The 13,522-nt window shown below is 44.7% G+C and carries 9 protein-coding genes; 4 read left to right on the top strand and 5 right to left on the bottom strand.

The window, feature by feature from the left end:
• Window positions 1-25 precede the first annotated feature (25 nt).
• Both mfd and ACVBIU_RS07335 read left to right on the top strand, forming a co-directional pair.
• Entirely contained in the window at window positions 26-3,499 is a 3,474-nt protein-coding gene (gene mfd / locus ACVBIU_RS07340) for a transcription-repair coupling factor (protein WP_447163415.1), read from the top strand.
• Window positions 3,500-3,501: 2 nt separating this feature from the next.
• Window positions 3,502-4,512: a peptidoglycan binding protein CsiV gene (locus tag ACVBIU_RS07335; RefSeq protein WP_447163416.1), complete on the top strand. Its 1,011-nt coding sequence runs from the start codon at window positions 3,502-3,504 to the stop codon at window positions 4,510-4,512.
• Here ACVBIU_RS07335 and ACVBIU_RS07330 read toward each other — a convergent pair.
• The 3 genes from ACVBIU_RS07330 to nagZ form a co-directional block, all read right to left on the bottom strand.
• Window positions 4,509-4,784 (bottom strand): acylphosphatase, encoded by a 276-nt coding sequence (locus tag ACVBIU_RS07330; protein WP_447162624.1) that lies wholly within the window; start codon window positions 4,782-4,784, stop codon window positions 4,509-4,511. The genes ACVBIU_RS07335 and ACVBIU_RS07330 overlap by 4 nt on opposite strands.
• 192 nt (window positions 4,785-4,976) lie before the next feature.
• Window positions 4,977-5,519, bottom strand: coding sequence for an alpha/beta hydrolase YcfP (gene ycfP / locus ACVBIU_RS07325; protein ID WP_447163417.1), 543 nt, complete (start codon window positions 5,517-5,519; stop codon window positions 4,977-4,979).
• A 73-nt stretch (window positions 5,520-5,592) separates the two neighbouring features.
• On the bottom strand, window positions 5,593-6,600 hold the full coding sequence (gene nagZ, locus ACVBIU_RS07320) for a beta-N-acetylhexosaminidase (protein ID WP_447163418.1): 1,008 nt from the start codon (window positions 6,598-6,600) through the stop codon (window positions 5,593-5,595).
• A 393-nt stretch (window positions 6,601-6,993) separates the two neighbouring features.
• Between nagZ and ACVBIU_RS07315 the strand changes: the two genes are divergently transcribed.
• Complete coding sequence (locus tag ACVBIU_RS07315; protein ID WP_447162621.1) at window positions 6,994-8,370, top strand: L-serine ammonia-lyase; 1,377 nt, start codon at window positions 6,994-6,996, stop codon at window positions 8,368-8,370.
• 92 nt (window positions 8,371-8,462) lie between these two features.
• Here the strand turns inward: ACVBIU_RS07315 and cysB are convergent, their stop codons facing one another.
• Window positions 8,463-9,437 (bottom strand): HTH-type transcriptional regulator CysB, encoded by a 975-nt coding sequence (gene cysB / locus ACVBIU_RS07310; RefSeq protein WP_447162620.1) that lies wholly within the window; start codon window positions 9,435-9,437, stop codon window positions 8,463-8,465.
• A gap of 225 nt (window positions 9,438-9,662) precedes the next feature.
• Between cysB and ACVBIU_RS07305 the strand changes: the two genes are divergently transcribed.
• Window positions 9,663-10,439, top strand: a complete 777-nt coding sequence (locus ACVBIU_RS07305) for a hypothetical protein (RefSeq protein ID WP_447162619.1) — start codon at window positions 9,663-9,665, stop codon at window positions 10,437-10,439.
• A 133-nt stretch (window positions 10,440-10,572) separates the two neighbouring features.
• Here ACVBIU_RS07305 and topA read toward each other — a convergent pair whose 3' ends face one another.
• Complete coding sequence (gene topA, locus ACVBIU_RS07300; protein WP_447163419.1) at window positions 10,573-13,254, bottom strand: type I DNA topoisomerase; 2,682 nt, start codon at window positions 13,252-13,254, stop codon at window positions 10,573-10,575.
• Between the last annotated feature and the right edge of the window lie 268 nt (window positions 13,255-13,522).

Here is a 13,522-nt window from a genome sequence, read left to right as displayed (position 1 = left end):
CTAATGGACTTGTTTCCTCGCCTTAATGAATGCTTTTTCCGTATTGACTCCACCAGCTGTCAAGAGTGCCAAATTGGCACAAACGCTGTGTACACTTAGCGGCGCAGCCCAAGCGCTAACCATCGCCAATATTGCGAAGCAGCACCAGGGAGTAACCTTGGTTGTGACCGCCGATACGCCTAATGCTATCGGCCTAGAAGCTGAGCTAAGTTACTTACTCAGTGAGCAATCAATACCGATCTGGCTGTTCCCTGACAGAGAAACACTGCCTTACGACAGCTTTTCGCCACATCAAGATCTGGTGTCTCAGCGACTCGAAGCGCTATCTCGGATCCCTCAAGCTCAGCAAAGTGTTGTCATTGTGCCGGTTACCACCTTAATGGTGCGCTTACCGCCGCAATCATTTCTCACTGGCAATGTACTGATGCTAGAAAAAGGCGATAAATATCGTCTTTTAGATGTGCGCGAACAGTTAATAAATACCGGTTACCATGTGGTTGAGCAGGTTTATGAGCATGGTGAATTTGCCGTGCGCGGCTCTATCATCGATATTTTTCCTATGGGCTCGAGCCAGCCTTATCGAATCGAACTGTTTGATGATGAAGTGGAAACTATCCGCAATTTTGACCCAGAGACTCAGCGTTCAAGTAAAGAGATCAATGCGATCCGCTTACTGCCTGCAAAAGAGTTCCCAACCGATGACGCGGCCATTGAAGGCTTTAGACAAAGATATCGCCGCCGCTTTGAAGTCTTAGTCAAAGAGCCGGGTTCGATTTACCAAATGGTCAGCAAGAAAACCATGCCTGCTGGTATTGAAAACTATCTACCGCTGTTTTTTGATGAGACAGCCACTCTTTTTGACTATTTACCGGACAATACCCAATTAGTCACAGTGGGAGACATTGAGTCTGCCACTCAGTCGCACCTTAATGAGGTTGAAGCGCGTTATCAAGATAGACGCGTCGATCCATTAAGACCCTTGTTAGCACCACAAGAGCTGTATCTTCTTACTGAACAGATTTTTTCCTCTTTTAAGGCCCTTCCCCGCTTTGGCCTTAAAAATGAAACTTATACTGGCACAGCTCTTCAAGGTAAAGTCAGCAAGCTACCAGATGTCACCGCCAATCATAAACTCAAGCAACCATTAACTGAGCTTGAAAAATACGTCGCACAGGGCGATCGCCTGTTATTTAGTGCTGAATCAGAAGGCCGCCGTGAAGCCTTGTTAGAGCTGCTCGCTAAGATTGATATCAAGCCTAAGCTATTTAGCCACTTCGATGAGTTTGTTGCCAGCAAGACAAAACTTGGGCTGATTGTTTCACCGCTAGCGCAAGGCTGCATCGTTGAAAAGAAAACAGGCGGTAAATTTAGTTTAATTTGCGAAACAGAACTCTTTGGTCAACGTATATCACAGCGACGCCGTCGTGATAAACAGCGCCAAATAAGCTCTGACGCACTGGTTAAGAACCTCGCCGAGCTCAAAGTAGGACAACCGATTGTTCACTTAGATCATGGTGTAGCGCGCTATCAAGGTCTAGAAACATTAGACACGGGCGGCCTCGTTGCCGAGTACCTAGTGCTTGAATATTCAGGCGGCGATAAACTCTATGTGCCAGTGTCATCCTTGCACCTCATTAGTCGCTACAGTGTAGGCCCCGACGAAGAAGCTTCGCTGAATAAACTCGGTAACGATACTTGGGCGAAAGCGAAGAAAAAAGCGGTTGAGAAGATTCGTGATGTCGCTGCTGAGCTGCTTGATGTGTATGCCCGCAGGCAAGCTCGTCCTGGTGAAGCTTGCCACATCGACCAAGAAGAATATGCTCAGTTTGCTAACAGTTTTCCGTATGAAGAAACCGTTGATCAAGAGACCTCAATTAATGCGGTACTTGAAGATATGCGCTCACCAACAGCGATGGACAGACTCGTTTGCGGTGATGTGGGATTTGGTAAGACTGAAGTGGCTATGCGAGCCGCCTTTGTTGCCGTCAATGATGGCAAACAGGTCGCCATTTTAGTGCCCACGACTCTGCTAGCCCAGCAGCATTATGAGAACTTTAAAGACCGCTTTGCTGATTGGCCTTTCAAAATTGAAGTGATGTCTCGCTTTAAAACGGCAAAAGAGCAAACTCAGGTAATGAAAGATTTGCTCAATGGCAAAGTCGATATCGTTATTGGTACCCACAAATTATTACAATCTGAGGCTAAGTTTGAAAACTTGGGCTTGTTAGTCATTGATGAAGAGCACCGTTTTGGTGTCAGACAAAAAGAGAAGATTAAGGCGTTACGAGCCAATGTCGATATCTTAACCCTAACAGCAACCCCTATTCCGCGAACATTGAATATGGCCATGTCTGGCATGCGCGACTTGTCAATTATCGCCACGCCGCCAGCCAAACGACTCGCAGTAAAAACCTTTGTCAGAGAATATGATGAAGCCACCATTCGCGAGGCATTGCTGCGTGAGATCTTAAGAGGTGGCCAAGTTTACTTCTTGCATAACAGTGTTGAAACCATTGAAAAACGCGCAGCTGAAATCAGTGAACTCTTACCTGAAGCGCGAGTCGTTACCGCCCATGGTCAGATGCGAGAGCGTGAACTTGAGCGGGTGATGTCTGATTTTTATCATCAACGCTTTAACGTATTGGTGTGCACCACCATCATTGAAACGGGTATTGATGTGCCCTCTGCCAATACCATTGTCATTGAACGTGCTGACAATTTTGGTTTGGCGCAGCTGCATCAACTTCGCGGCCGTGTAGGACGCTCACATCACCAAGCCTATGCTTATTTGATGACGCCTCATCCAAAACGAATGACAAAAGATGCCCGTAAACGTCTTGAAGCTATTGGCGCATTAGAGGATCTCGGTGCAGGTTTTATGCTTGCAACCCAAGATTTAGAAATTCGCGGTGCGGGTGAGCTGCTTGGTGACGAACAAAGTGGCCATATTTCTAAGATTGGTTTTACCCTCTACATGGAGATGCTAGAGGATGCGGTTAAGTCACTAAAACAAGGTAAAGAGCCCTCACTTAACCAGATGCTGCGTCATCAATGTGAAATTGAGCTGCGTATTCCTGCGCTATTGCCAGAAGATTATGTCGGTGACGTCAACATGCGTTTATCTTTGTATAAACGCATTGCCAACAGTGAAACGGCTAAAGCCCTTGATGAATTAAAAGTCGAGTTAATTGACCGTTTCGGTATGTTACCCGACGCCACTAAAAACTTGATGGAAATGACACTTTATAAGCACTTAGCCACACAGTTAGGCCTAAGAAAAATCGAAATGCATGCTAAAGGTGGTAGTATAGAGTTTGGTGACAATAATAAGGTTGATCCAACCTTTATCATCGGCTTACTGCAAACTCAGCCCCAAGTATATCGAATGGACGGGCCCAATAAGCTAAAATTTACTATGCCTTCTGAAACAGCTAAAGACAGGCTCGCATTACTGAAACTGTTAATTGAGCAGCTGTTTCAACATCGTCTTGGAGAATAATCGTGTTAGGACTATCTAAAAACAAGCTAAGCGTAGCTTTAGCTGTTAGCCTCTTATCCAGCCTACCCGCAAGTGTATTTGCTGCAGAAGAGCGCTGGTTTGAGGTCGAAGTCTATATCTTCGAACGCGATGTACCCAGCGTAGAGCAGTGGCCAACAAAAGCCACTGAAACACGTAGCCGCAAAACAGTCGACTTTATCACGCCGATGGTCAGTACAGACTTAACTGCTGTGAGTATGGGGCTTAATGGCTGTTCGTCGACTGATTGGGCCACCGACACCGTAAACTGCAATGAACAAATGAGCAGCGCAAACCATAAAGCCTTGGCCGATGTGCCGATGCAGATAGCAGCAGCAAAGCCTGCTGTGGCACATTTAGGTGATGGCGCAGTGCTATTAGCTCAAAGCCAAAGTCAATTTAGCGATATTATGGCGACAATTTCTCGCGAAAAAGGCACCCACAGCCTGTTACACATGACTTGGCAGCAATCAATGCTACCGCGTAATCGCGCCGTACCAGTAAGACTTTACTCTGGACATGACTATTCTGAAGAGTATGAGTTCAGCGGGCAGCCAATTAAAGCATCGGGGGCAGCCTCTGAGTTTGGCAACTTCGACTTTATGGGGTCACAATTTACTGCCGATGCAAACAAACCCGTATGGAAATTTGACGGCACCATTAATATCTATCTACAGCACTATCTGTTTATCGAAACTGATTTTAGATTACGCGAGCCAGGCAGCAAAACCGTTTTAGTGGCTAAAAATGAACTCCGCGCATCGGCTAATGAAATAGAAGCAGGAATAGCAGCAACAACGCCTCAAGAGGTAACAACACCTTACCTTTACTCTATCCCTATGCTACAAAACCGCAGGGTACGCAGTGACGAGGTGCATTACTTTGACCACCCCAAAATGGGCATGATCATTCAGATAAGAAAAATGGAGCAACCTACTGCTAGTGTCGTAGAAACGAGCACAGACACTGCTGCAATGCCTCTATCCACTTTTTAAAGCTGAATAATTGAAAAGTCGAGGTAGATCTCATCTGCCTCATCCTCTTCGACAATAACCTCAGAGACTCGTGACATGGGTGCCCCAATGTGGCACCAGCTAATCAGTTTGTCGACGGCAGGGTAGCCACCTTGGGCTAAGATCTGCACCGAACCATCACTAAGGTTACTCACGTATCCAGTCACGCCAAGCGCGTTGGCCTGCACCAGTGTACTTTGTCGATAGGAAACCCCTTGCACCTTTCCCTTCACGTTAATCATGACACGCTTCATAGTCTATTCCTTAGATGGGCGTTAAAATCTTTGTACTGAACTCTTTATACTGATTGGGTTAATCAAGGATTTAACTTATCAATAAGATAACCCAAAGCCCTGCATTGGGCAAAAAATACCCATAAAAAACCACTTATAGCAAGCTTGCTATAAGTGGTTTTATTGGACTTCGATCCTAACCCTAAAACTAGCCTAAAGTTGGCCTTTAAACTCTTTAATTCGGTTTAGCTGTCCAGCCAGTGATACGAATTTATGCCGCTGCTCTTCATCCCACGCAATAGCGTAATAATCCTTTAGCGTCGACTCGACTTGTGAATTGTCGTTAACCTCATCTTGCCTTGCTAAAATACACAGTGACTTACCCGCGTTTAAACCGCGAAAATCCTTCACACACTTATTAGCGATATCGCTGTACTCTTCAGGCCTATCAATATTGCCGACCATGTTCTCTTGAGGCATTAGGTTTGGATTAATGAGTACCGACTTAACCCCATTTAGAAAACCAATCCGCTCAGCCCAATATCCGCCTAAACCAACACCAATAATTAACGGTGACTCATCATCAGACGATGCGATTTGTTTACTCACTTCATTCAGTAAATGCTGCATATCGTTTTTGGGATGCTGGGTGCTATAACTGACTAAACGTACATCATCGTCAATAAATTGCAGTTGACGCATCTTGTCATGATTACCTGGGCTTGTAGCATCAAACCCATGAAGATAAAGGATCATTGTATCCCCCAAAATAATTTATTCATCATTAATGTTAGCCAACCTATCAAGCAATGGTTACCTTTGTGTTGCGCTAAATCAAACTTTTAGCAATAGACTTAGCGTGCTCCCAGCGCTCATGATCTTCAAGCGCTTTAGCGACTTGTTTAGCGTTAGGTTTTAATAAATTAGCACTTAACCCCTTATCATCACTCGGCCACTGAACACCTTTAAGTACCTCTGTCGCGCCATCGCTATCGTTACAGACTAAAATCATGTTGCAGCCCGCATCAATTGCAGCCTGTGCCCTTGCCGTGTATCCGCCAGCGACTGCGGCGCCCTTCATCCCGAGATCATCAGAGAAAATCACCCCGTTGAAGGTTAACTGCTGGCGCAAGACACCTTGTAACCAAAATGAAGAGAAGCCCGCAGGCTGGCTATCCACTTTAGGATAAATAACATGCGCTGGCATAATGCCTTGTAATCGATTCTTTTCGATTAACGCCTTAAATGGCTGCATGTCATTAGCAAAAATCTCATCTTTGGTGCGCTCATCAACGGGCTTAGCAATATGAGAGTCGGCTTCGACGCTGCCATGGCCAGGAAAATGTTTTCCTACCGCGCACATACCCGCTTGCTCCATACCATCAATAAAGGCCCCCGCAAGTTCGACCACCTCAGCCTTATTAGGGCTAAAGCTTCGAGTGCCGATCACTTGGCTCACCCCGTTCAAATCCAGTACCGGTGCAAAGCTCAAATCGATATCAACGGCTAACAATTCAATGGCCATGAGATAACCTAGCTCCGTAGCCCACGCTTTAGCTTGTGCCATATCGCCTTTGGCCGCGGGTAAAATATCCCCCATTGCAGGTAGAACAGTAAAACCTTCACGAAAACGCTGCACTCGCCCGCCCTCATGATCGACAGCGATAACAATGTCAGGGCGTACAGCTCGAATTGATTGAATAAGCTTAACTAACTGGGCACGGTCGACATAATTACGACTAAATAGAATCAATCCACCTATCATAGGATGCGCTAATTGTGCTAATTCAGCAGCACTTAGCTCTGTGGACTCGATATCTAACATCAAATAACTCATATAACCCTCTAAATTTTAATCCCGATGACGCTAAAGCTTAAGTAGGTCTGTAATAGCCCTAGCCTTAAGCACATAACAAAATTCCCAATAAATGACTGTTAAACAACAATTATTAATAAAAGTGACAGACTAAAAAATGAAAATATTGTTAACAATGTACAATTAGTTTATCTAATGTTTAAAAATTGCATACAAAAAAACTAATGGTAGAGAAAAAGCTAAAGTATGGGATACTTTTTCGCACCAATGAATTCAAGCAACTAAGATTAACATCAAGCATCGTTTCTACACGCTGAATAAATGAAATATATCAAGAATAGAGTCATTCCTCCATTCAGTTCTATCTTAGCGAATTGGTAATTATTATAACGACTAGAGCAATAAAGGTTTAGCATGATTAGTGTATTCGACATGTTCAAAATCGGCATCGGGCCGTCAAGTTCTCATACTGTGGGCCCAATGAAAGCCGGCAATATATTTATCGAACAACTGCAAACATTAGGGTTACTCGACAGCGTTGATGAGTTACGTTCTGAGCTGTTCGGATCTTTAGGTCAAACGGGTAAGGGTCACGGTACCGGTAAAGCAGTGATTTTAGGCCTTATGGGTGAAGCCCCTGATACGGTCGATACCGACCGAATCGATGCCATCCTAGAGCAAGTCAGTGACAATGAACACTTACTCCTTGCCTCTGGTCGTAATGTCATTTTTACACGTGCAAACGGCATAACTTATCATAGACGCAAGAGCCTCCCCGCTCACGCCAATGCTATGACTTTATATGCATATAAAGAAGGCAAATGTATTTATGAGCGTACTTACTACTCTGTAGGCGGCGGTTTTATTCTCGATGAAGATGAAATTAAAGCCCAAGATGCATCACCTGCCGCGCCTATCAAAGCAGCCCCATTTGACTTTAACTCTGCGCAGCAATTATTAGCCCTTTGCACCGAAAATGGCTTTAGCATTTCATCACTCATGATGGCCAATGAACTGAGCATTGCCGATGCTGACGATATTCATGAGCAATTATGGCAAATTTGGGAAACCATGAAGACCTGTGTCGAGCGTGGCTACCATAAAGAAGGCATACTGCCTGGAGGGCTAAAGCTTAGACGCCGTGCACCTTCACTTTACCGTCGTTTAAAAGCGGAAGGGAAAAACTGTGTTGACCCACTCACAGCGATGGATTGGGTAGACCTATTTGCACTTTCAGTTAACGAGCAAAATGCCGCTGGCGATCGTGTTGTCACCGCTCCCACCAATGGCGCAGCGGGGATCATTCCGGCTGTACTCTGTTATTACGACATGTTTGTGCAAGAAGTTGACAGAGATGTTTGTTCACGCTACCTACTTACTGCCGCAGCGATTGGTATTCTGTATAAGAAGAATGCGTCGATCTCTGGCGCTGAAGTCGGCTGTCAGGGTGAGGTTGGCGTAGCTTGCTCAATGGCTGCAGCTGCACTGACAGAAATCATGGGCGGCACTGTAGAACATGTTGAGAACGCCGCTGAAATAGGTATGGAGCATAACCTAGGGCTAACCTGCGATCCCGTTGGCGGCCTTGTACAAGTACCTTGTATTGAGCGTAATGCCATGGGTGCAGTTAAAGCGATTAACGCCTCTCGCATGGCGATGCGCGGCGACGGTAACCATAAGGTATCACTCGATAAAGTGATTAAGACCATGATGGATACCGGTAAAGATATGCGCAGCAAATACAAAGAAACTGCTAAAGGCGGTCTAGCGGTTAATATTGTAGAGTGTTAATCACGGCTTTTTGTATGGCTTAATCGCTGTGCGTCTAAAAACAAAAAACCTCGCTTTAAGCGAGGTTTTTTTATTGGTTAGCGAACGTATTATTAGCGAACTGGAAGCTCAATATCTTTGAACATCGCTTCTATCTGCTGCGCATCTCTTAACGCTACCGCTTGTTCTACAACGGTTCGAGTCAAATGCGGCGCAAAATGTTCGATAAAATCATACATATAAGTACGTAAGAAATTACCTTTTCTAAAGCCAATCTTTGTCGTGCTATGGGCAAACAGATGACTTGCATCGATGGCGACAAGATCTTTATCCATATGCTCATCAATTGCCATTGAAGCAATCACGCCGACACCAAGACCCAGTCTGACGTAGGTTTTAAGTACATCGGCACTCGTGGCACTAAATACAACTCTAGGTTCAAGTCCGGCGCGGTTAAACGATTTTTCGATTTCAGATGCGCGGTCAAACCCAAACACGTAGGTGACCAGCGGAAAACGCGCAAGATCTTCAATGCTAATATTGCTTCTGGACGCCAGAGGGTGATCACGCTTCACCACAATAGAGCGATTCCAGTGATAGCAAGGCAGCATGATTAAATCACTGTACAGATGCATAGCTTCTGTCGCGATAGCGAAATCAGCGTCGCCTCTAGCGGCCAACTCGCTTATCTGTGACGGCGTACCTTGATGCATATGCAAATTAACTTTTGGATAGCGGTCAATAAAACCTTGAATGATATGCGGCAGCGCATAACGCGCTTGCGTATCTGTAGTGGCAATATTCAGCTCACCTTGATCTGGCTTAGTGTACTCTTCTGCCACTTTCTTGATGCTTTCAACCTTGCCAAGAATATCATTAGCAATGTTTATCACCTGTAGTCCCGCAGGAGTCACATGAGTGAGGTGTTTGCCGCTACGGCCAAAAATCTGGATCCCAAGCTCATCTTCAAGCATTCGTACCTGTTTACTTATACCGGGCTGAGATGTGTACAGATTTTCCGCTGTAGCAGAAACATTGAGATTGTGATTTACGACCTCTGCAATATATCTAAGTTGCTGCAACTTCATCTTTTATCCTTCCAATGGGCAGGCTCAGTACCTGTCTAGTAAATAAGTAATGACGCATTTACTATAATTATTGGTTATAGTACAACGCAATAATTAAATCAAATGGAATATACCATAATTGTCGATCTCTGCGAAGGACTTATATAGAAACCATGATGAAGATTACTACCCTAGAATGTTGATTTATAGTAGCATTAACCGAATTGTAAATTTATTGGTTTCAGTATGATATTTGCTTCAGTCTTGGTTTTGCTCGGCGCTCTATTACTTCTAGTAATAGGTATTAGCATCATTCAGCAACAAAAAGCCCGTGTTGAAGCTGAAAGGCGCATAGAGCTTGCTCGTCAACGTGCAGTGATAGATGAAACTGAAGAAGTTTTATCCAATACAGGCCTTATCCCCTGCTCTTCAGGTATTCTCTTAGTCCTTTATCGAAGAGTCGAAGACGCCTTGTCTACTGCGCTTCCCCTTGCCGCAAACCAAAGTAACGATTATGAGCGTCGTCTTATCGATGTTCGTACTCAGGTACAGGCGCTGCAAACCAGCCCAAAAACCGCCCCAGCTATTGAGCTATTTCGCTTACCTGATAATGATAGGCAGATACTCACTCTGGTACAGACTCTAAAGAAGATGAAAGCGATTCTTCGAGCCGAACACAGCAAGGGAAAAGTTGAGCCTAGCGTTTTCAGCCAAGAAGAGATCCGAATCGATAGCTTGCAACTACGCATTAACGTCGACTCCATGCTTGGAAGAGGCCGTGCAGCTTGTTTTATGAAGCAATATGGTTCAGCTAAGCAAATGGTGACAAAGGCACTCGCTACCTTGCATACGATCAAGGCACAAACTCCCAATGACCCGTTTATTGCCCGTAAAGTTGAAGAAGCTAAAGCCATGCTTGAGGAGATCACTGGCGCTCAGAAAATCGCTCACCCGGTAGCCAGTAAAGCCAAAGGTGATGACGATGATATTGATGTGTTGTTCCAACCGAAGAAGAAGTGGTAAAGCTAAGCATTTTTGAATGGGATGATAGCGGCCGTTAACTGATGGCAACAGCATCATTAACCTGTAAGCATATAATCTATAAATACAAAAAAGCCCCGATAATACGGGGCTTTTTTACGGCTTATAAAACAAATTACTCAGCTTTTTTCGCCTTAGCTTTTGGTTTAGCTTTGGCCTTAGGCTTAGCCTTAGCTTTTGCCTCTGTAACCCACTTGCCATCAACAAACTTAGATGACCAGCCTGTAGCCTTACCATCAACATCTGTTGCGACATACTGCTCTTTGGTCTTACGACTAAAGCGCACTGATGCTAAGTTACCGTCATCATCTGCCACAGGCGCATCGGCTAGATACTGATACTTAGGCCATAGTAGCTCACGATACTTAATCAGCTCTTCCACTAACGGACCACGTGTCTCTCGTGATTTAGGGAAGGTACTCGCAGCCAGGAAAATACCTGCTGCACCGTCTCGCAATACAAAGTATGCATCCGACTTAGTACATTTAAGCTCTGGTAAGTGAATAGGATCTTCTTTAGGCGGCGCCGCTTCGCCACTCTTGAGCAGTTTACGGGTATTCTTACACTCAGAATTAGTACAACCAAAGTACTTACCAAAACGACCGTTTTTAAGCTCCATATCGTTGCCACAGCGATCGCACTCGATAATCGGACCTTCGTAACCTTTGATCTTAAACTGACCCGCTTCGACTTCGTAACCTTCACACGTAGGGTTGTTACCACACACATGTAGCTTACGCTTTTCATCGATTAAGTAGCTATCCATGGCTGTACCACAAATACCACAACGATGTTTAGCACGCAGCGCTTCCGTTTCAGCATCTTCACCACCTTCACTTATCGCTTCTTCGCCTGGCGTTAAGTTCAAGGTCGTCTTACAACGCTCTTTTGGTGGTAATGCGTAACCTGAACAGCCTAAGAACACGCCCGTTGTACCGGTACGAATGCCCATAGGACGTCCACAAGTCGGACACTTAATGTCGTCAGTAATCACCATTTCGTTCGGGCGCATACCGCCCTCTTCTGGTGGCAATTCAGCAAGCTCTAGCTGTTTAGTGAAGTCTTTATAAAAACCATCAAGGACTTTTTTCCACTCAAGCTTACCTTGAGCGACATCATCTAATGTTTGCTCCATGCTTGCAGTGAAATCATAGCTCATCAGATCTTCAAAACTACCGACTAAACTGTCACTAACAATTTCACCCATCTTCTCAGCGTAGAAACGACGGTTTTCAACTTTCACATAACCACGGTCTTGAATGGTTGAAATAATCGTTGCGTAGGTTGATGGACGACCAATACCGCGCTTTTCTAACTCTTTAACAAGAGAAGCTTCACTGAAACGTGCTGCTGGTTTAGTGAAGTGCTGCTTAGGCTGTAACTCTTTAAGCTTAACAGCATCGCCTTCTGCCACGTATGGCAAGGTGTTATCTTCTTCGTTTTTCTTTTTGACAGCAGTTTGAACGCGAGTCCAACCATCAAAACGCAAAGTACGACCCGTCGCTTTTAGCTCATATTCACCGGCTTTAACGGTCAAACGAGTGGCATCGTATTTTGCAGGAGTCATCTGACAAGACACAAACTGACGCCAAATAAGCTCGTAAAGGCGCTGAGCGTCTCGCTCCATGTCAGACAAAGATGCCGCGCTAACTTTTACATTTGAAGGACGAATCGCTTCGTGAGCCTCTTGAGCGCCTTCTTTGCTACCATAACGAATTGGAGATTCTGGCAGATACTTATCGCCATATTCTTTACCAATCATGTCGCGCACATTCTCTAACGCTTCTTGGCTTAAATTTGTCGAGTCGGTACGCATATAAGTAATATGGCCCGCTTCATACAAACGTTGAGCCATCATCATGGTCTTCTTAACGCCATAACCTAAACGCGTACTCGCAGCTTGTTGTAACGTTGAAGTAATATATGGCGCAGACGGCTTACTTGATGTAGCTCTATCTTCACGAGCTGCCACCACAAAGCTTGACTGAGACAGCTGACTAACCGCAGTTTGTGCTTGGGTTTCATTCACTGGGCTAAATGCTTTACCTTGGAACTTGACTACCTGCATTTTCAACAAGTCGTCCGTCAAAGTATTTAGCTCAGCATGCACGTCCCAAAACTCTTCTGGCACAAATGCTTTAATTTCGCTTTCACGCTCAACCACTAGGCGAACAGCCACAGACTGTACACGGCCAGCAGATAAACCACGTGCCACTTTTTTCCACAATAGTGGTGATGCCATAAAACCAACAACACGGTCTAAGAATCGACGTGCTTGCTGTGCATTGACCATATTGGTATCAAGCACTGATGGTTGGCTAAATGCATCTTGAATCGCTGACTTGGTAATTTCGTTAAATACCACGCGTTGATAGCGAGACTCATCACCACCGATTACTTGCTGTAGATGCCAAGCAATTGCCTCTCCCTCTCTATCCAAATCGGTTGCGAGATAGATGTGGTCAGCAGACGCTGCCAGAGTTTGAAGTTCCTTAACGACTTTTTCTTTGCCGGGTAAGGTTTGATAATTGGCTTTCCAGCCTTTTTCCGGGTCTACCCCCATGCGCGCAACTAATGCTTGCTTCGCTTTTAAGCTCTTATACTCAGCCTTCTCCTCTGGAGACATCTTCTTAACTTCAGCTGCTGTCTTACTGACAACTTTAGCGTCTGAACTCGATGATGTAGGCAGATCACGGATGTGACCTACACTCGACTTAACGATGAAATCTTTGCCTAGATATTTATTAATAGTCTTGGCTTTGGCCGGTGATTCGACGATTACTAGCGATTTACCCATAGATTACTTTGCGCCAACGAGTCTCAAAAATCGGAAATTTGGCTCCATATATAGAGGGTTGTGTACAGAGTTTCAAGCTAATCCCTCTTTTATTTGTACTGGAGTATCAATTTTTAACCGTTTTTGAAATAAATGTGAAAAAAATTAGTGCGTATTTAAAAACTAATATTTCATTATTAGTCATCAAGCAAGTATTAGTTGTGCATTTCGATTCAAATTCAGTATTTTTGTCAATTATCGTTCGCTTGTGTGGTACTCACGCTTCAGT

The sequence above is a fragment of the Shewanella sp. 30m-14 genome (genome assembly GCF_052977125.1).
This window is presented reverse-complemented; position numbering and strand designations above follow the sequence as displayed.